This window comes from Lacicoccus alkaliphilus DSM 16010 (genome assembly GCF_900142805.1).
Classification (GTDB): Bacteria; Bacillota; Bacilli; order Staphylococcales; family Salinicoccaceae; genus Lacicoccus; species Lacicoccus alkaliphilus.
Genome location: NZ_FRCF01000002.1, coordinates 796837 through 815452, shown reverse-complemented (window position 1 = coordinate 815452; position 18616 = coordinate 796837). Strand labels below are relative to the sequence as shown.

The 18616-nt window shown below is 51.2% G+C and carries 19 protein-coding genes; 14 read left to right on the top strand and 5 right to left on the bottom strand.

Going from position 1 to position 18616, the window contains the following annotated elements; all coding sequences use genetic code 11:
- Positions 1 to 66: 66 nt before the first annotated feature.
- Entirely contained in the window at positions 67 to 1077 is a 1011-nt protein-coding gene (locus BUA12_RS04295) for a WD40/YVTN/BNR-like repeat-containing protein (RefSeq protein WP_072708642.1), read from the top strand.
- Positions 1078 to 1400: 323 nt separating this feature from the next.
- Here the strand turns inward: BUA12_RS04295 and BUA12_RS04290 are convergent, their stop codons facing one another.
- Positions 1401 to 2417 carry an NAD(P)/FAD-dependent oxidoreductase gene (locus BUA12_RS04290; RefSeq protein WP_072708639.1) on the bottom strand — a complete coding sequence of 339 codons (1017 nt, stop codon included), beginning with the start codon at positions 2415 to 2417 and terminating at the stop codon, positions 1401 to 1403.
- A 118-nt stretch (positions 2418 to 2535) separates the two neighbouring features.
- Between BUA12_RS04290 and BUA12_RS04285 the strand changes: the two genes are divergently transcribed.
- The 5 genes from BUA12_RS04285 to BUA12_RS04265 all read left to right on the top strand — a co-directional run bounded on the left by BUA12_RS04285 (position 2536) and on the right by BUA12_RS04265 (position 7760).
- Entirely contained in the window at positions 2536 to 3444 is a 909-nt protein-coding gene (locus BUA12_RS04285) for an ABC transporter substrate-binding protein (protein ID WP_072708637.1), read from the top strand.
- Between the two features lie 18 nt (positions 3445 to 3462).
- Positions 3463 to 4272 carry an ABC transporter ATP-binding protein gene (locus tag BUA12_RS04280; protein ID WP_072708634.1) on the top strand — a complete coding sequence of 270 codons (810 nt, stop codon included), beginning with the start codon at positions 3463 to 3465 and terminating at the stop codon, positions 4270 to 4272.
- Between the two features lies 1 nt (position 4273).
- Positions 4274 to 5242: a FecCD family ABC transporter permease gene (locus BUA12_RS04275; RefSeq protein WP_072708632.1), complete on the top strand. Its 969-nt coding sequence runs from the start codon at positions 4274 to 4276 to the stop codon at positions 5240 to 5242.
- Positions 5235 to 6224: a FecCD family ABC transporter permease gene (locus BUA12_RS04270; RefSeq protein ID WP_072708630.1), complete on the top strand. Its 990-nt coding sequence runs from the start codon at positions 5235 to 5237 to the stop codon at positions 6222 to 6224. The genes BUA12_RS04275 and BUA12_RS04270 overlap by 8 nt, the downstream gene beginning before the upstream one ends.
- Before the next feature lie 87 nt (positions 6225 to 6311).
- Positions 6312 to 7760: an APC family permease gene (locus tag BUA12_RS04265; RefSeq protein ID WP_072708924.1), complete on the top strand. Its 1449-nt coding sequence runs from the start codon at positions 6312 to 6314 to the stop codon at positions 7758 to 7760.
- A gap of 151 nt (positions 7761 to 7911) precedes the next feature.
- On the opposite strand, the gene BUA12_RS04260 is transcribed toward BUA12_RS04265, so the two are convergent.
- Positions 7912 to 8994: a GGDEF domain-containing protein gene (locus BUA12_RS04260; protein WP_072708627.1), complete on the bottom strand. Its 1083-nt coding sequence runs from the start codon at positions 8992 to 8994 to the stop codon at positions 7912 to 7914.
- Between the two features lie 111 nt (positions 8995 to 9105).
- Between BUA12_RS04260 and BUA12_RS04255 the strand changes: the two genes are divergently transcribed.
- The 4 genes from BUA12_RS04255 to BUA12_RS04240 all read left to right on the top strand — a co-directional run bounded on the left by BUA12_RS04255 (position 9106) and on the right by BUA12_RS04240 (position 12824).
- The gene (locus BUA12_RS04255; RefSeq protein ID WP_072708625.1) at positions 9106 to 9504 is read left to right on the top strand and encodes a response regulator; all 399 of its coding nucleotides are present in this window, start codon (positions 9106 to 9108) and stop codon (positions 9502 to 9504) included.
- Positions 9501 to 10493: a HEAT repeat domain-containing protein gene (locus BUA12_RS04250; RefSeq protein ID WP_072708623.1), complete on the top strand. Its 993-nt coding sequence runs from the start codon at positions 9501 to 9503 to the stop codon at positions 10491 to 10493. Before BUA12_RS04255 ends, BUA12_RS04250 begins: the two co-directional genes overlap by 4 nt.
- Complete coding sequence (locus BUA12_RS04245) at positions 10490 to 11896, top strand: glycosyltransferase family 2 protein (RefSeq protein ID WP_072708620.1); 1407 nt, start codon at positions 10490 to 10492, stop codon at positions 11894 to 11896. Before BUA12_RS04250 ends, BUA12_RS04245 begins: the two co-directional genes overlap by 4 nt.
- Positions 11897 to 12101: 205 nt before the next feature.
- On the top strand, positions 12102 to 12824 hold the full coding sequence (locus BUA12_RS04240) for a hypothetical protein (RefSeq protein WP_072708618.1): 723 nt from the start codon (positions 12102 to 12104) through the stop codon (positions 12822 to 12824).
- 83 nt (positions 12825 to 12907) lie between these two features.
- Here BUA12_RS04240 and BUA12_RS13020 read toward each other — a convergent pair whose 3' ends face one another.
- Entirely contained in the window at positions 12908 to 13069 is a 162-nt protein-coding gene (locus BUA12_RS13020) for a hypothetical protein (protein ID WP_178138217.1), read from the bottom strand.
- 199 nt (positions 13070 to 13268) lie between these two features.
- Between BUA12_RS13020 and BUA12_RS04235 the strand changes: the two genes are divergently transcribed.
- On the top strand, positions 13269 to 13778 hold the full coding sequence (locus BUA12_RS04235; RefSeq protein WP_072708616.1) for a type 1 glutamine amidotransferase domain-containing protein: 510 nt from the start codon (positions 13269 to 13271) through the stop codon (positions 13776 to 13778).
- A gap of 97 nt (positions 13779 to 13875) precedes the next feature.
- On the opposite strand, the gene BUA12_RS04230 is transcribed toward BUA12_RS04235, so the two are convergent.
- Both BUA12_RS04230 and BUA12_RS04225 read right to left on the bottom strand, forming a co-directional pair.
- Positions 13876 to 14586, bottom strand: coding sequence for an immunoglobulin-like domain-containing protein (locus tag BUA12_RS04230; protein WP_072708613.1), 711 nt, complete (start codon positions 14584 to 14586; stop codon positions 13876 to 13878).
- 4 nt (positions 14587 to 14590) lie between these two features.
- The gene (locus BUA12_RS04225; protein ID WP_072708611.1) at positions 14591 to 15004 is read right to left on the bottom strand and encodes an RrF2 family transcriptional regulator; all 414 of its coding nucleotides are present in this window, start codon (positions 15002 to 15004) and stop codon (positions 14591 to 14593) included.
- Positions 15005 to 15170: 166 nt separating this feature from the next.
- Between BUA12_RS04225 and BUA12_RS04220 the strand changes: the two genes are divergently transcribed.
- The 3 genes from BUA12_RS04220 (at position 15171) to BUA12_RS04210 (ending at position 18483) form a co-directional block, all read left to right on the top strand.
- A complete protein-coding gene (locus BUA12_RS04220; RefSeq protein WP_072708609.1) occupies positions 15171 to 16319 on the top strand; it encodes a globin domain-containing protein in 1149 nt (382 codons plus the stop codon).
- 107 nt (positions 16320 to 16426) lie between these two features.
- The gene (locus BUA12_RS04215) at positions 16427 to 17401 is read left to right on the top strand and encodes a calcium/sodium antiporter (protein ID WP_072708607.1); all 975 of its coding nucleotides are present in this window, start codon (positions 16427 to 16429) and stop codon (positions 17399 to 17401) included.
- Positions 17402 to 17529: 128 nt separating this feature from the next.
- Positions 17530 to 18483, top strand: a complete 954-nt coding sequence (locus tag BUA12_RS04210; RefSeq protein WP_072708605.1) for a nuclease-related domain-containing protein — start codon at positions 17530 to 17532, stop codon at positions 18481 to 18483.
- Positions 18484 to 18616: the final 133 nt, after the last annotated feature.

Genomic DNA, 18616 nt, shown 5'->3' with positions numbered 1-18616 from the left:
CGGCGGTGAGTGCAGTTTTTATTTCTGAGAACACGAGGGTCACAGTATGAAAAAGGAGGTAAACACATGGTTGCGATTTATTTTGCTGCTGAAAATAAGATATATAAAGCCAGTAAAGATGGCGGGTGGGCTCTGGAAACACTTGAAGGACCGGAGGATATACGGAGTCTTGCCTATGATGAAGTGTCGGGCCGGCTTTATGCGGGGACTTTCAATGATGGACTGTATGCCAGTGATAATGACGGCGGCTCGTGGCAGCGTCTGGGTGAAGATGTGCTGCATCCGCGGGTGATGAGCCTCGCCGTGAGCAAAACGGAACAGCTGGGTGAATTCAGTGTCGTGTGGGCGGGGACCGAGCCGAGCATGCTGTACCGGAGCGAGAATGGCGGGCTTACTTGGACGGATTCCCCTTCATTATTGCAGCTGCCGTCCGAACCGGAATGGAGTTTTCCGCCGAGGCCGGATACCCATCACGTACGGACGATCCAGCCGGACCTGCATGAGACTTATAAGATTTTTGCCGGAATCGAACTCGGTGGTGTCATGCGGAGCGGGGACAACGGTGCATCCTGGGAAGACAGGAAGCCCGGTTCGCACCATGACAGCCATTCGATCAAGGGCCATCCCCGTGTTGAGGGCCGTATATATGAAGCGGCTGGCGAAGGGTTCGCAGAAAGCAGGGACGGCGGCGATACATGGGCGCCGTTCAATGACGGTCTGGACAGCTACACTTATATGGTGGATGTCGCTGCCGACCCGGGGGATGCCGAAACGGTGATTGCGTCAGTTGCGAAGGGGCCGTCCCGGTCATATATGCCCGAGCGTGCCCATACCCGTCTCGTCCGGAGGACCGGCGGCGGTGAGTGGGAGTTCATCGATGAAGGGCTGCCGGAAGCTGATGGTTCTTCAGTGTTTGCGCTGCTGACTTTATCATCGGAACTGGGTTTATTTTATGCGGTCAACAACAAGGGGATATACGTGTCGGAAGATGCAGGACTCTCCTTCAGGCAGGCAGAAATGGAATGGCCGCCGGAAGTGGAGAATCTCCGCATCGCTGATGCATTGATTATTGGGTAGAGTGTGTCTGTCGCTCATTCGCCAGTCTCAGTGAGCGCTAGGGTGTGTCTGTCGCTCATTCGCCAGTCTCAGTGAGCGCTAGGATGTGTCTGTTGCTCATTCGCCAGTCTCAGTGAGCGCTAGAGCGTGTCTGTCGCTCATTCGCCAGTCTCAGTGAGCGCTAGGATGTGTCTGTCGCTCATTCGCCAGTCTCAGTGAGCGCTAGAGCGTGTCTGTTGCTCATTCGCCAGTTTCAGTGAGCGCTGGACCGCCTCTGTCGCTCATTCATCACACTCAAGGGGCGCAGGAGCACTGATTTTCAATAAAAAGCGCCATCCATCCGGTCAAATATGCTGGATCATTTTTTTATTCTTAATTGCGAAAGCTTCATTATGGCTGGACACTACGGCCGCTTCCGCCGCTTCCCCGCCGCTGATGAACTGCTTCGCAAAATTTGCGGCCATGGCGGCTTCCGGAAAACAGCTTGCAATCAGATGGACACGATTGTCATAGGTGATCTGGTCGCCGCAGGCATATAAACCCGGAATGCCGGTTTCAACGGTATTTTGCGTTTCGATCATCTGATGTTCGTTCATGCGCATATCTTCACTGAGCCGTCTGATGAATTCACAGTCGGCATCAAAGCCGTGGTTGATCACGACGGCATCCGCTTCGAGTACCGTACCATCGGAAAGCCTCACATAGTGGATTTCTTCTTTCACACTGTGCGGAATGAAAGCCTCGATGGCGGTGCCTTTAATTACAGTAACATTTTTTTCTGCGAGTTTTTCCACCATGGCCTCATGCCCCTTCAACTCATTTTTCCTGCACACCAGGGTGACGGAAAGGGCGACCGCACTCAGGTCGTGCGCCCAGTCGACGGCCGTGTTGCCGCCCCCGGATATCAGTATGTGCTTCCCCTTGAATGATTTCAAATCTTTCACCGTGTAATGAAGGTTCGTCATCTCATATTTGTCGGCACCTTCTATATTCAGTTTCACAGGTGAATAAATGCCGAGTCCGGTCGCGATGATCACCGAACTGGAATGAAAATCCCCGGCTGTCGTCGCGGTTTTGAAAGTCGCACCTTCCTTCTCGACATCAAGGCAGGTCACGCCGGTCGAGACGTCCGGGTGGAAGGTATGGGCTTGTTCGATCATCCGGCTGACGATTTCACCACCGGTCGCTGCCGGCACTGCGCCGATATCCCATATGAATTTCTCTCTGTATATATTAAGTTTTCCACCGAGCGCCGCATGGTGCTCGATGAGTTTCACAGACATGCCACGGAGTCCGGCGTAAAAAGCGGCGTAGAGGCCGGCCGGACCGCCTCCGATGATCAGCGTGTCATATATTTTCATATATATTTCCCCTTTTGTATTGTAATTTCATTGAACATGTTTTATTATAACTACATTGAGAATGATTATCAATTGATAATACATAGATCAAATTAAATAGTGAAGGAAGCGGAGATATATGAAGAAGTGGGGATTTTTATTTACACTCATGGTTTTGGTTCTTGTAATTGCAGCATGCGGCAGCGGTGAGGCCACAGAAAATGAGGCGGATATGCGCGAGTATACGACGGATGCGGGGGAGACGATCGAAATTCCTGAGGATCCCGAACGCATCGTCGTGATGGCGACGAGTTACTTCGGTAACTTCAAGCAGCTGGAGGCGAATATGGTCGGCGCGCACACCATCGTCACTGAAAGTGAAGTGCTGGAACCGCTCACTGAAGGTGTCGAGATGATTGAAGAGGGGAACATCGAGCAGATCATGAACCTCGACCCTGACCTGATCATCGCCTTTTCGACGGACGAACACCTGGATAAGTATGAAGCGGTGGCACCGACAATCCCGGTACAATACGAAAATTGGAACTACCTTGACATCCATGAGGAATTCGGTGAAATCACCGGTAATGCGGAAGCTGCGACGGCGTGGGTGAATGAGTGGGAAAGTGCACTCGCGGAAGATAAAGCTGCCGTGGAAGATGAAATCGGCACGGATGTGACGGCGAGTGTTGTGGAACAATACGCAAAGGACATCTACGTTTACGGTACGAACTGGGGCCGCGGCACGGAGATCGTCTATCAGGGGCTCGGACTCGATGTGCCTGAAGCAATAGAGGAAGACGTCGTGGAAACGGGCTGGAAGAACATTTCAGCTGAAGAGATCGATCAATATGCCGGTGACTTCATGTTCGTCGGCACCGGTGATTCCGGGGCGGACAACGCATACCGTGAGACAAGCGTCTGGGAGAATCTTGATGCGGTGAAGAACGGCCGTGTCATCGAATTCGATTCGCCGACTTTCTACTATAACGATCCGTATTCACTTGAACACCAGAAGGAAATCATCGTGGATGCGCTGACCGAATAAATCTAAGCAGGTGATTGCATGACCAGTGTGACGATAGAAAATATGGATCTGACGATCGATGAGAAAGATATTCTGAAAGACATCAACCTCGAGTTGATGTCCGGGAAGATCACGACGATCATCGGACCGAACGGCTGCGGAAAATCGACACTCCTTAAGGCGGTGTCGAACATCATACGGGCGAGCGATGGTTCGGTCTATATCAATGACCTCGACATCCGGCAGATGAAGTCGAAGGACCTTGCGAAGAAAATCAGCATATTATCCCAGAAAAACCGTCTGCAGTATGACTTGAAAGTGCATGACCTCGTGGGATTCAGCCGGTATCCATATTTGAAGCGGTTCCGCGGGCTCTCACCCGAAGATCACAAGATGATCGACTGGGCACTCACCGAGACCGGAGCGGATGAATTCAGGGACCGGATGATGAGTGAGCTATCCGGCGGCCAGGCACAGAGGGTATGGATCAGCCTGCTGCTTGCCCAGGGTGCAGATGTGCTCCTGCTGGATGAACCTACGACATATCTTGATATCCATCACCAGCTGGAGACGCTGAACATCATACGTAAATTGAATCAGAAGGCGCACCAGACCGTTGTGATGGTACTGCACGACATCAACCAGGCACTCAAATATTCCGATGAAATCGTGGTCATGAACAAGGGGCGGGTCATAAAAACTGGTACACCGGCAGAAGTGCTCACGAATGAAACTTTGAATGAAGTGTTCAACATCAACGGCAAGATCACCACAGACCCGGTCACGGGAAAGCCGGTGCTCACGGATTACGAACTGTTCTGCCGGACGGTGGACGGCCGGGAGTCCTGAAATGAAGCACAGATGGCTGGTATTGCTTTTGAGCATCTTTACATTCTTATCCTTCATTGTTGCGATGATGTTCGGTGTGGCCCATTATCCACCCGGTGAAGTGGTGGCGAGCCTCTTCACCGCCGGTGCGTCTGAAGGCGCTTCGGCCATCCTTTATGAAATCCGTCTGCCGAGGGTGCTTGCTGCATTCCTGGCCGGGCTGATGATCAGCATATCAGGCCTCGTCATGCAGACGGTGACGCATAATGACTTGAGTGAACCGAGCATCCTCGGTGTCAATGCCGGGGCTAATTTTGCGATCGTCATCTCGACGCTTTTGGTGCCGGCGTTATCCTTTGCCGGCATGCTCATCGGCGGGTTTGCCGGGGGTCTCCTGGTGGGCGTGGTCATTTTATTCGTCACCCGCTTCAAGTCCCCGATACACTTGATACTCGCAGGCGCTGGCATTTCATTATTCCTCTATGCAATGACCGACTTCCTGGTGATCACCAACAACCTTGGCCAGTACCTTGCATTCTTCACGAGCGGTGGCGCTGCCGGGGTGTCGCTTGCGCAGCTTGGGATCATCGCACCCGTCGCCCTCATCATCATCTCCGTCCTGTATGTGTTGGCAAAAGAACTCGATATATTTTTATTCGGCGATGAAATGGCGGCATCCCTCGGACAGAACCATAAGGTGTATCAGGTGCTCACACTGGTATGTGCAATCATGCTGGCTTCGATGAGTGTGGCGATCGTCGGCAATGTCGTCTTCCTCGGACTGCTGGTCCCGCATATCGTGAAGATGATTGCGGGTTATATGCACCGGGTGACGATTTTTTACACAGGGATTTTCGGCGGCGCGTTGTTCATGCTTTCCGACATGGCGGCGCGCGTGCTGAATGAAACACCGGTCAATGCAATCATCGCAATGATCGGACTGCCGTTCTTCATATACATCATCAGGACACGGGGGCGGAAGTATGCGTAATTCAATCAAGTTGACAGTGATTTCCCTGTTGCTTCTTGCAGCCATGGTGCTGACTTTGATCACCGGTACATACAGCCTCACCCCCGGTGATTTATGGTCGATCATGATGAACCGGGCGGATTCGAATGTGAATCTCGTGTTCTTCGAATTCCGGATGCCGCGCATGCTCATCACGATACTCTGCGGGGCGGCGCTCGCCTTGAGCGGGCTTCTGCTGCAGGTGGTCTCAAGGAATCCGCTGGCCGATCCCGGCATCATCGGGGTGAATGCAGGCAGCGGCTTCGGGGTCGTACTGTTCCTCATGTTCTTGAGCGGCGGTGCAAATAATTTGTATGCACTGCCGGTGATGAGTTTTGTCTCCGGGCTTGCGACAGTGCTCGCCGTGTTCGCCCTGTCGTTCATACGAGGCCGTTTCAACAGCAATATTTTCATCCTGATCGGCATTGCAATGGCCATGGGGGTCACCGGATTCCTGTATGTCTTCACTTCAAGCTTCGATGACCGCCAGATGACGATGCTGAACCAGTATCTCGCCGGAAACATCTGGGGGGATACATGGGCGTTCGTTGCTGTGATCCTGCCGTATATCGTTGTCGTGTCCATATTCGCCTGGATGAAGATAAATGAAATGTCCATGCTCAATATGAATGACGACACACTAGGGGCCCTCGGCATGAAGGTCAATCATGAAAAAGTGCTGCTGATCATCAGTGCTGCGATGCTGTCGAGTGCTGCAGTCAGTGTGGCGGGAGCAATCAGTTTCATCGGCCTCATTGCACCGCACATTGCGCGCCTCCTGTTCAAGGTTGAAATGAAATTCGTCTTTCTGGGCACTCTCGCAATCGGGGCGCTGCTGCTCAGTCTCTCAGATCTGCTGGGTAAACTCGTTCTTGAACCGTTGATCATCCCGGCAGGGATCGTCGTTGCATTGATCGGCGGACCTTACTTCATATATCTGCTCATGACAGCGCGGAAGGTGTAAACTTCCCCGCTGTTTTTTCAATGAATGCGTTATATTTTGCGGTAAGTGGGGTATAAGGATTTATAAAATTTTATATTGGGAGTTGGAATTATGCGCAGTAGCAGTGGAATAGAAAGGCAGGAGCTCGACAACACGATGTCGAAGCGGTTCATATGGGCCGTGGCCTACGGTTCGTCCATCGGCTGGGGGGCTTTCATTCTGCCGGGTGACTGGCTGAATGCTTCAGGTACACTTGGTGCAGCACTCGGGATCACCATCGGCGGTCTCCTGATGCTGATCATAGCGGTGGCATACGGGGCGCTGACGGCGAAATACCCGGTTTCCGGCGGGGAATTCGCATTCACTTATGCCGGCTTCGGAAAATATATGAGCTTCATCGCCTCATGGTTTCTCGTCCTCGGTTACATATGCATCGTTGCACTGAACGCGAGTGCTTTCAGCCTGTTGTTCAAGTTTGTCCTGCCGGACGTGCTCGAAGTCGGATATCTCTATACGATCGCCGGCTGGGATGTCTATATCATGGAAGTGATCTTATCGACGGTCATCCTGATCGTCTTTGCCTACATCTCTTCCAAAGGGTCCGGCCTCTCCGGTAATCTGCAGTTTTTATTCTGCCTGTTCATGGGGCTGGTCGTTGCGGGCATGTTTGCCGCATCCTTCTTCGTCGGGGACTTTTCATTCGAAAATGCACAGCCGTTATTCAATGAACAGAATGGTGTATGGACATCGATCATCCTGATCGTCGCGATTGCGCCGTGGATGTATGTCGGGTTCGACAACATCCCGCAGGCCGCTGAAGAGTTCAAATTCCCGGCGGAGAAGACATTCAAGCTGATCGTCTTCGGGATCATTGCTTCAATCCTGACGTATGTTGCGATGATCCTGATCACTTCATGGATCTTTGCGGATCAGAATGCGATCGACGGGGCGATGTGGGTGACTGGTTCCGTCGTACAGACTTCGATGGGCGGCATCGGCATGGCATTGCTCGCATTTGCGATATCATTCGGGGTCTTCACGGGATTGAACGGGTTTTATTTATCTTCATCCAGGCTGATCTTCGCACTTGGACGTGCAAAATTCATACCGGCAGTTTTTGCGAAGATCCATCCTGAAAATAAAACCCCGCATGTTGCGGTATGGTTCGTGCTCATCGTGACGCTCGCCGCACCATGGCTCGGACGCACGGCCCTCAGCTGGATCGTGGACATGTCCTCGGTCGGCGTGTCTGTCGCGTTCCTCGCGACGAGTCTCGTCGCGGTGAAGTTCTTCAGGAAAGGCCCGGAGAAGAACATGGTGTATGTGGTGTTCGGGGTGCTCGGAGCGATCATTTCGGTTGTGTTCCTGGTACTGCTGCTGTTCCCGGGCTCACCGGCGGCGCTGTCCACACCTTCCTACATCGCACTCGCTGCATGGATCCTGCTCGGTGCAGTATTCTTCCTCACGCAGTTCAGGAAGATGAACGGCATGAGCAAGGAAGAACTCGATTTCCTCATATTGAAGAAGGATGCCGGGGAGAGGGAGCAGCATGATTGATCAAGATGAAAAGCGCCTTCGGGCGCTTTTTTTTATTGGTAAAACAAGGGAAGGCCACGACCAACAGGAACTCGTGGATGAAACGAACGGCTGTTAATTGTGTTTATGTATGTCAGTGCAGCTTGTTAGCATGTGAGGAGGCGACGGGGCCTCATTCCACTATCACGGACTTTTTTCGTTCACAGCACACCTGGTTGCGGCCAAGTTTCTTCGCGATATAGAGATGTTCATCGGCAAGCTTATACAGTTGTTCCGGCGATCTTACCTGCTCCGGATAACTTGCGAGGCCGATGGATATGGTTATTTTCAAGGTTTCTTCATCTAGCTCGATGCTCAGGGCTTCTATGGCAGCGCGTATGTCTTCGGCGGCCTTTTTAGCTGATTCCATATCATGATGCCTCAACAGGACGGCGAACTCCTCTCCGCCGACGCGGGCGATCGTCTCTTTCACCTTGCAGGCTTCCCTGAGTGCGTCGGCGGTGGCTTCAAGCACGGCATCGCCGGCGGGATGGCCGTATGTGTCGTTGATTTTCTTAAAATGGTCGATGTCGATCATCAGGAGTACAGCTTCGTTTTTAGAGTCGAGTTGTTTGATGGCCTCTTCGAATGAACGGCGATTCAGCAGCCCGGTGAGCCCGTCATGGGTGGCTTCGGCCGCAAGGCGGCGGTGGAGCCTGACGAATTCCTGCTGATACCGGATGATGCCGATGCCGGTGAGCAGGCTGACTGTTGTGAGTGTGAGATAAAGGGCGGTGATGCCCAGGGCATACGGGATTTCTGAACTGATCTGGTAAAGGTGCAGAAAGAAGAAGAAAGAAAGGACGACAAGTGATGACAGCCCTTTCAGCTCCACCTTCGAATCTTTGTACATCGTCTCAATGATGATGAAGAGTGCGCTGACCCATATATAGGTTTCAATGGGAAAGATGAGCGTGTGATAAGGGAGGGCATAGATCCAGACTGCGAACATGGCGGCCCCGATCAGGAAGGAAAACCTACCACTGTAGACCAGGCAGATCAGCAGTGCCGTGATGCCGAGGCCGAAAGTGATGCCCGACTGCGTCTCGACCGCGTAAAAACTCAATATGATGGACATGAATCCGCCGACGATTCCGCTCAGGACCTTTTCGCGGGTCGTGCTCATCAGGGCGAAGCCGAGGCGCCATTTTATCTGATAATAAATAAACTGTAATGCGATCAGGATACAGACGAGGGTGAACATCTGCAGGAACAAGACGGACGCCTCCTAAAATGTTTTGATGAAATCATCATGCAACTGCTTACAAAATAAGTATAAAGGTGTAATATGATAATATCAATACATTAAAGCATCTGAGGTGATAAGTTGTCTGAAAAAAAAGTTAATATCCATATTGTCGAATCCGATAAGCTGTTCATGAAAGTCCTGCTGCGTACTATCGGAGATATTGAAACGGATCATGATATACGCATCCATTCCCATAAGGATGGCTTTGAATTCATGGAGGACGCCCGGCCGTCGCCGGGGCGGACCATATACATCATCAATGATGTGCTGCCGAAGAAGAACGGCATCGAGCTTGCCAAACATATCCGCACATACGATAGGACCGGGGTCATTTATTTCATGACACGTGCGAACACCGAAGCGGATATGATTTATGCCGTCAATGCCGGCGTGGACAACTATTTCACCAAGCCATTCAACCTGGCGCTCTTCCAGGCCCTCATCAGACGCCGGATAATACGGGGTGATCTCGCATGATGCTCATGGAAATCGTCTGGACGATCATCTTTGCACTCACCCTACTGCTCACACTGCTCGTCGGCCTGACAATCTGGCGTGCAGTTCACCGGGAGAAGCGCCGGGAGGCAATGGATGGATATATCGAAGCCCACTTTGATGAGTGGTTCGCCCATCTGTATTATGGTGCGGAGGCGCCTGAATATGACGGCTCGCGCCGTAAGCGCATGGCAATCGAAAGGGTTTTTTCCACATTTCTGTATAACGGCTATTCAGCGGAAATAAAAAAGCGCATCTCTGAGTATGCCCGGAAGAATTTATCGGAAGGGTACGGACGTGATCTGAAGTCTCCGCTTTGGGCACACAGGGTGAATGCACTGAACAGGATATCGGAATTCGAGGTGCCGGGTTTTGCGGATTTCCACAGCAGGCGCCGGCTTGCCCGCATGACCCGCTCTGAATACTTCCGTTATCTCATCTACTTGTCCCACTTTGATATGAACGCTTTCCGTACGAAGTTCCTGAGTGGGAAGGACTTGTCGGAGTATGACTACAAGAAGATATTCACACGTCTCGACGACGATAAAATATTCAATATTCAGTCGCTTTACAGGGTGATGCCGGATTCCGGCAGATACGCCTATATCGACAGGGTTTCCCGGACGGCGACGCTCCGTGCAGGCAGATGGTTGGAATCACTGCTTAAGGATGACGATGCTGAAGTCAGGATCCGTGTGCTGAAAGCGGTCCAGGAACGCCGCATCGTCGAGGCGCCTGGGCACCTGATGCAGTTCTTCAATTCGGATGTATGGGAGGAGCGCATGCTCGTCTGCCGGCTTGCACCGTACATCGGTGAGGTAAGCATAGAAGGCCTCAGGCGGTGCACCTCGGACCGGCATCCGCTCGTGCGGAGTGCCGCGACCGGATCATTGAGATATTTTCATTCGAAAGAGGTCGGCTCGCCGGTGGGGTATGAACCTGGATCCATCAGGGAAGGGGTGTCGGAATGACAAGCATCATCACAGATATTTCAGGAATCTTAATCATCGTCTACATGCTCCTTGTAATCGTGTTCTATATTTTCATGATGGTGGTGGCTTATTTTACCTTGGCCCGGGAAAAGAGGCTCGACCAAGATGCGCTTGAAGATGAGATGCAGATGAACATCTTCACGAAGCCCGTTTCCATACTGGTGCCTGCATACAATGAAGAGCTTGGCATCATCGAATCGATGCACTCGCTGATTACACTCAGGTATCCGGAAACCGAGATCATCATCATCGATGACGGTTCGAAGGACCGGACGTCTGAAGTCGTCATGGAAGCCTTCAGGATGAAGACTTCAGACAGGACGCCGCAGGCGGCACTTGAGACGGCGGGCGTGACGGGTGTCCATCAGTCGACGCTCCACCCGAACGTCTTCCTCCTCCAGAAGGAGAACGGCGGTAAGGCCGATGCGCTGAATGCAGGCATCAATTATGCCCGTTACCCTTATTTCTGCTCGATTGACGGCGATTCGATATTGGATAGGAATTCGCTGCTCCGCGTCATGCAGCCGATCATCACATCCGACGGCAAAGTCGTCGCAGCGGGCGGCAACGTCCGCATCGCAAACGGCAATGATATCCACTATGGTGCGATGGAAACCCGGGCACTCGGCAATCATCCGATGGTTCTGATGCAGATCGTCGAATACCTTCGTGCATTCATGCTCGGCCGGATCTTCTTCAGCCGCTTCAACATGGTGCTGATCGTCTCAGGCGCCTTCAGCATCTTCAATAAACGGATCGTCATTGAAGTCGGCGGGTATTCCGCGGATGTAATCGGAGAGGATATGGAACTGGTCGTGAAGGTCCACGGCAGGATACGGGAAAAGGGTGGGGATGAGCGCATTGAATTCGTCCCGGATCCGGTGTGCTGGACGGAGGCACCGACGTCTGCGAAGGTACTGAGGCGCCAGCGGCGGCGCTGGGCACAGGGCCTGTTCGAGAGTCTGTGGCGGCATAAATATATGATGCTCAACCCGAAATACGGCCGCATCGGGATCATCGCGATGCCCTATTTCTGGCTGTTCGAGGCATTCGGGGCACTGGTCGAAGCGGCAGGTTATGCCTATATCATCATCGCATTCCTTACTGGCACACTCAATATGGAGATAGCTGCGCTGCTGCTGCTCACATTCGTCGTCTACGGGTCGATATTCTCGACGCTCTCACTGATGATTGAATCATGGACGACGCATAACAATGCAAGACCGAAGAGTATACTCAAGCTCATCGCCATGTCGCTCAGTGAATCATTCTGGTACCGGCCGATGATGATACTTTTCAGGCTGGAAGGGATGCTGCGCTTCGTCTCAAAAAAACAGGAGTGGGGAAATATGGAAAGGAAAGGACTTGGAAGGCGGTCATGATGTGCAGGAACTGCGGTCTGCTCTTATCAATACCGAGGGCGTCAAGAAATTGGACCGATGAAATTCATGACCTTCATAATGGACTGAATATTCCAATTAATGAAAACCTTTTCATATAAAGATATTTTCTTTATATTACAGGTATGTTACAATAATTACGTTATGTACATATACTTAGAAACTCTAACCAATGGGAGTAGTGATTATGATTAACCGGAAAATAGTATGGTTATCAATCCTGGTTTTTACTGTCATCCTTGGCGCCTGCAGCGGGGATGAAGAGGCTGAGTTGGAGCACAATGAACTGAACGCCCTGTATAATCATAAAGTGCAGAAAGTCCTTCATTTTGCACTGGACGACGGTACGGAAGGATTGAGAATTGATGAGGAAAACTCTGCGCCTCCGATCGGTGAATTTGAAACGATGCAGGTGATGGGTAAGGATACCGGATACTTGACTGACAAATCGGCATCATTCATACAAGAGCTCTCCGCTGCACAGGAAGACGTCGCAGATATCTGGAATGATGATTTTAAACAGCTTTATCAGAGATACAGGAATGAACAGGCATATATCATCGAAGATGAGCAGTTGAGCCTGAACGAGGCCCAGATTGAGGAAGTTGCGATTCAGATTGAAAGGCTGCATACACAGTATGCTGCCCTCGAACAAAATCTGCATGACCTGGAAGTCCCTCAATCGATTGCCGAAAACAGCATCAGTACAGTGCAGGACGTCATTGATGAAATTTCCATGGCCATTGAAAACCGTACGCTGGCATTGATCGAATTCAAGTCGATCTACCAGAGTGAGGATTATGAAAAACATGATGAATTATTGTCCATACATGTGGGCAACAGTGATAAATATTTGACGCGGGCGGATGAGACCATCAATGAGCTGGCTTCAGAAGTCGATGACGAATAGGAACCGGTGCTGAACATCAGCACCGGTTCCTTCATTTAAGGGGGGACTGCAGCCGGGCCGTCCCGACGGCAGTATATGAAAAGCTACTTGTCATCTTTGTCTTTATCCTTCTTGTCTTTCTTATCATCATCGCTGCGGTCGACCTTATCCATCACGCTGTCGCCTTTTTCCTTGACGCTGTCCCATTTCTCGCCTGCACCTGAGGCGCTGTCTTTTGCTTTGTCAAAAAAGTTTTTGTCTGCCATGGTTAAAATCTCCTTTATAATATGATTACACTCCAAGTTTACCCATCAAACACTCATATAAACATGTAATGCATTAATTACTTTTATTTTTAAAGTTTACACTAAATGTGTATGTATTCACCGGACAATTCACTATGTTTACCTTATGAATCATCCGGGTAAACAGAATTATGAATCATATAATAAGGAGAGATGTTTCGTGAGTAAAAAAGTAGCAGTTCTAATGGCAGACTATGTTGAGGAAATCGAATACACCAGCCCTAAAGAGGCGATTGAAGCCAAAGGTTACGAAGTTGAAGTCATTTCCCCGGACGGCAAAGAAGTGAACGGCAAGAACGGCGATTCCTTCACTGCCGACAAAAGCGTAGAAGATGCCAATCCGGATGATTATGCTGCAATTCTGATACCGGGTGGTTTTTCGCCGGATGTGTTGCGTGCGAATCCGGACAATGCTGAATTCGCCAAACATTTCCTTGAAAATAAAAAACCGACATTCTCAATCTGTCACGGTCCTCAGTTCCTGGTCGATACAGACCTGCTCAGAGGGTATGACCTGACAAGCGTGTCCAATGTCAAAAAAGACCTGGAAAACGCAGGTGCAATATATCATGACGAGTCGGTCATCGTGTCCGACAACCTGATCACAAGCCGTACACCGGATGACCTGGACGACTTCAACAATGCCATTCAGGAAGCACTCACTGAATAATATAGATCAACCCCGCTCTGATGAGCGGGGTTTTTTTGTGTTTCGGCAGGATTACAATCAAATAAAACCCGCGGCATCGCTTGCTGCGGGCTGCGCTCTACTGCACGGTGATGATTCTGGCATGGGCATGCGGATTTTCGAACTGGTCGAAGACCGCATAGGCAATCGTGTATTCACCCGGCTCGTCAGTGTCCACCTCGCCTGAAATATAGGCGGTGTGCGCGATGTCACGGCCGTCTGTGTCGATGATCCGGATGTCTTCCCGCGGATCGAAATCATCACCGGTGCTGATGACGGCATCTTCCATGTTGTTGAACTGCACGGTGGATGTCTCCCAGGAAGATTCAGGCCCTCCGCCGCCAAGTTGTGCCGCGGTCGGGGGCACGAGCGGGATCGGGTCTGAAGGTGCCTGACTTACAGTGATCTGGCGCGTGTATTCGAACCAGCCGTTCCGGCTGTTTTCGACACGGTACGACACGGTGTACTCCCCGGCTGTCGAGGTATCCACATTGTCCTGTGTCACTTGAATGTTGCCCGTTATGTCACCGTCCCGGTTATCAAGCGCATAGACACCGGCCATCGGATCGAAGCTGTCGCCGACCTGTACATTGATGCTCTCGACGCCCCTGATCGTCGGCACGCTGTCATTGTATGCGGCAATTTCCTCCTCCATCGTCGGCCCGCTGTAGTCTTCATACTGCGGCGCCACTTCAGCCTCAGCCCCCGGAGCATCATCCACCAGGTCTGCTGTGATCGGGACGACCGGCAGCAGGCCGGCCATGACTTTTACTATTGAATTAACATTCATTCGCTCACCTCATCAGTGCTTTGGGTAGTATATCCTGAAGCGTGTACTGGTCCAGAGTCTTGAGATAATTGTTCAGTGCATCATTCAGCACGAATTTCAGTCCGCAGACAGGCGTCAGCACACATTCATTATCCGGCCTGAAACACTCGGCCATGTAAAAATTATCCTCTGTATTCCGTACAATTTCTCCTACGTTCAGATCTTCTGGTTTATATTTTAACATAATACCGCCGCCGCGACCACGAACAGTGTGGATATAATCGAGCCTGGCCAGATGATGCACGACCTTTGTCAGATGGTTTTTGGAAATGCCGTAGTAGTCGGATATTTCATCAATCTGGACTTTTTCATCGGCAGCACGGGTGCCGAGGTACATGAGCACCCTGAGCGAATAATCAGTGTATAATGTCAATTTCATCTTTTCTCACCTCACCACTTATACTTTACTCGAAATGAATGGATCAATACTAATATTTAGTATTGACGGATTTATGAAATGACGTTCATGGACTTGAAAATTTATACCTTTAAGTATACCATTAAAGATGTATAAAATATATATCTTATGTAAAGGGAGCGTTTTCATGGAACCTCATAAAAAAGAAATCATCAAGGCCACTGTACCTGCATTGGAAGCACACGGCACAACGATCACCACGGTATTTTACCAGAACATGTTCAAAAAACACCCGGAATTATTGAACATGTTCAATCAGACGAACCAGACAGTCGGGGACCAGCCCAAGGCGCTTGCATTCACCGTGCTGCAGGCAGCCCGCCATATCGACGATCTGGAGGCGATCGTGCCTGCGGTCATCGGCATCGCACATAAACACCGCGCCCTCAATGTCAGACCTGAACATTATCCGATCGTAGGTGAAAACCTACTTGAAGGCATCAAGGAAGTGCTCGGGGATGCAGCGACGCCTGAAATCCTGGATGCATGGGAGGAATATTACGGTGAAATTGCGCAGATATTCATCGATGTTGAAAACGGCATGTACCAGACAGCCGACTGGGACGGTTTCGTGCCTTTTGAAGTGGTGAAGAAGGATCAGCTGTCAAAAGACATCGTCCGCTACACCGTCAAGAGCGATGAAGTGGAATACGACCTCCGTGCAGGTCAGTACGTCACAGTCAAAGTGGATCCGTCGGATTATCCATATGAGGCGCTGCGCCACTACTCGATCTGCTCCATCAGCACGGACGAAGGTCTGCAGTTTGCCGTGAAGAAAGAAGGTGCGGACGACAAGGCCGGCGTCGTCTCCCATCATATGCATGATGACATCCAGGTCGGTGACACGCTTGAACTGAGTGCGCCTGCAGGCGATTTCCTCTTGAATCATGAAGAGGAAAAATATCTGTTCATCGCAGGTGGCGTCGGTGCAACGCCCGTCATGGCGATGATCGAAGAGGCGATTGCTGCCGATAAGGACTCGAAGTTCATTTACAGCGTGCAGAATGAAGAGATGCATCCTTTCAAGGATGAGATGAAGGCATTTGGAGAGCAGATTGACGTGAAAATAAAATACAGCGACGAATCAGGTTATTTGACGCACGAAGATTTCAAGGGTCTGGAGGACAGGAGCGTGTACATCTGCGGTTCCATGCACTTCATGAATGCGATGATCAAAGTGCTGCATGAAGTCGGCTTCAGGGAAGCGGACATCCACTTCGAGCCGTTCGGACCGAAGATGAGCGTGATCGGCGAAACGGTCGCGTCTTCCAACTAAGGTGGGATATCATGGGTGCGGGGCCCCGGCAGAGTACATTCTGCCCGGGGTCTTTATTTATCAAAAAAGTGGGTAAATAACAGATAGACTGACGAGGAGGGACTTCTATGACTTACGTTTGGCTTGTGGCGGGATTCGTGCTCCTGATCAAGGGGGCGGACTGGTTCGTCGACAGTGCCTCGACGATCGCAAAAAAATTGAGCATTTCCCCGATCATCATCGGACTCACGATCATCGCGTTCGGGACGAGTGCACCGGAGGCTGTGGTCAGCATCATTGCGGCCCTGGAAGGCAACGGCGATATGGTGGCCGGTAATGTCGTCGGCAGCAATATCATAAACATCACGCTGGTGCTGGGACTCACCGTCATCGTGGCGCCCATCGCAGTGGAGAGGGAAGTGGCGGACAGGGATACGATATTTGCACTCGGTGCGTCTGTACTCATGCTCCTGCTTGTCGGGGAAAGATGGTACAGCGGTGCGGAGGACAGCATCATCTCAAGGGTGGACGGCACCATCCTGCTGATCGGTCTGGGGGTTTATATGTACTACATATTCAAAAAGGCGAAGCGTGCCAAAGTGTCGACGCTGGATGACGAGGTCCGGTTGAAGGTCGCTGATGAGGCCCGGAGCGCCGGCTGGGCGAAATTGATCATCGTGCTCATGATCGGCCTTGCAGGGATTGTACTCGGCGGTGAGCTGGTGGTCTCGAGTGCATCTGAGATCGCCGTGGCGCTCGGCATGTCGCAGGCCCTGGTCGGTCTGACCATCGTCGCGCTCGGGACATCCCTCCCGGAGCTCGTGACCTCGGTCATGGCGGCCTTCAAAGGTGAGACCCAGATGGCGCTCGGCAACATGATCGGCAGCAACATTTTGAACATCCTGTTCGTGACCGGACTCGCTTCGGTGATCATGCCGCTCGCCGTGAGCCGCATCATCATATTCGATATGGTGCTTGTGATACTGGCGACCCTGATGTTGTTCATATTTGCCAAGACCGAACATCATCTCCGCAGGAGCGAAGGCGTCGTCCTTGTCCTCTTTTATCTGGTCTATCTCGTGTTCATCATATGGAGGGGCTGACATTTCAACTCAGGAAAATTTATAAACTTGAAGACGGAAAAAATCAAAACTCCTGTTTTTCGGCATATATAAGTGAAGGGTGTTTTATTCCTTTCATTCATATACGGAAGACGGGAGGTTTTTTTATTATGCGGATTAAGACATTGGAACACCAGTGGTTGCATATTCTGTCTAAGCGCGGCGGCGGTGATGGGGAGGCTGCCCGGGAGCTGCAGCGGTTGAAGTCGGGTCATGAGGGCGAGTGTGAATTTGATGACTGGCTGGAACAGTTCGGGCGCCCGCACTGGAAAGTCTTCAAGGATGTATGGATCGATGCGGGCGGCATCACTCAGATCGATACGATGGTCATCACAGGTGAAGGGATGTATGTATTTGACGTCAAGAATTATTCGAGTGACCTGGAATATATTGAAGGGAAGTGGTTCAGCGGCGGTAAGAGGCTGAATAAAGATATCTTCATCCAGTTGAAGCGATCGATGGAGAAGGTGGGCGTGATGCACCGCAGGATCGGGGCGCGGGGTGCTTTGAGGGGGATGATCGTCTTCACCAATGCGCATAGTGATGTGCAGGTGAGGGATGATGCCGATGTGGAGGTCGTGAGGAGAAGTGAAATCAAACGCAGGATACAGCATATGGCCACTGAAGAAAATTGGAATGAGTTTTTGGACATCGGCAGGACGGCCCGGGCGGTGGAGACGTTCATGATCGACTGTCCGTATCGGCCGCGTGAACTGTCAGATACGGAATTCGACCGCCTGATGAAAGGTATCTGCTGCGGGTTGTGCGGCGGATTCCTGATTGAGGTGGGCCGTTATCACGTGCGCTGCCGCTGCGGTCATGTCGAGCCGAAGGAGAAGGCGGTGCTCCGCACGATATGTGAGTACGGGGTGCTGCGTCATGAGCGGGATTTGAAGGTGGGGGAAGTCCATCAATTTCTAGAAGGTGTGGTGACCAAAAAGCGTGTGAGTGAACTTTTGGGCAGACATTTTAAATTGATCGATTCAGGACGGTATGCGAAATATGAGAACCCCTGTCTGGAATATGAGTTTTTATTTAAGGATCTTGGCTTTTATTATGATTGAACTGGGGGGTTGGTCTTAACGGCGTCTCGATTGCTGAACGAGGTGGTGCTAACACTTTAACGGCGTCTCGATGGGTGAACGAGGTGGTGATGACACTTTAACGGCGTCTCGATTGCTGAACGAGGTGGTGATG

Coding starts and splice junctions, on each gene's coding strand:
- BUA12_RS04245 (WP_072708620.1), top strand. CDS start 10,490: ATGACAAGCATCATCACAGATATTTCAGGAATCTTAATCATCGTCTAC.
- BUA12_RS04275 (WP_072708632.1), top strand. CDS start 4,274: ATGAAGCACAGATGGCTGGTATTGCTTTTGAGCATCTTTACATTCTTA.
- BUA12_RS04210 (WP_072708605.1), top strand. CDS start 17,530: ATGCGGATTAAGACATTGGAACACCAGTGGTTGCATATTCTGTCTAAG.
- BUA12_RS04285 (WP_072708637.1), top strand. CDS start 2,536: ATGAAGAAGTGGGGATTTTTATTTACACTCATGGTTTTGGTTCTTGTA.
- BUA12_RS13020 (WP_178138217.1), bottom strand. CDS start 13,069: ATGGCAGACAAAAACTTTTTTGACAAAGCAAAAGACAGCGCCTCAGGT.
- BUA12_RS04270 (WP_072708630.1), top strand. CDS start 5,235: ATGCGTAATTCAATCAAGTTGACAGTGATTTCCCTGTTGCTTCTTGCA.
- BUA12_RS04220 (WP_072708609.1), top strand. CDS start 15,171: ATGGAACCTCATAAAAAAGAAATCATCAAGGCCACTGTACCTGCATTG.
- BUA12_RS04230 (WP_072708613.1), bottom strand. CDS start 14,586: ATGAATGTTAATTCAATAGTAAAAGTCATGGCCGGCCTGCTGCCGGTC.
- BUA12_RS04225 (WP_072708611.1), bottom strand. CDS start 15,004: ATGAAATTGACATTATACACTGATTATTCGCTCAGGGTGCTCATGTAC.
- BUA12_RS04280 (WP_072708634.1), top strand. CDS start 3,463: ATGACCAGTGTGACGATAGAAAATATGGATCTGACGATCGATGAGAAA.
- BUA12_RS04240 (WP_072708618.1), top strand. CDS start 12,102: ATGATTAACCGGAAAATAGTATGGTTATCAATCCTGGTTTTTACTGTC.
- BUA12_RS04215 (WP_072708607.1), top strand. CDS start 16,427: ATGACTTACGTTTGGCTTGTGGCGGGATTCGTGCTCCTGATCAAGGGG.
- BUA12_RS04250 (WP_072708623.1), top strand. CDS start 9,501: ATGATGCTCATGGAAATCGTCTGGACGATCATCTTTGCACTCACCCTA.
- BUA12_RS04290 (WP_072708639.1), bottom strand. CDS start 2,417: ATGAAAATATATGACACGCTGATCATCGGAGGCGGTCCGGCCGGCCTC.
- BUA12_RS04295 (WP_072708642.1), top strand. CDS start 67: ATGGTTGCGATTTATTTTGCTGCTGAAAATAAGATATATAAAGCCAGT.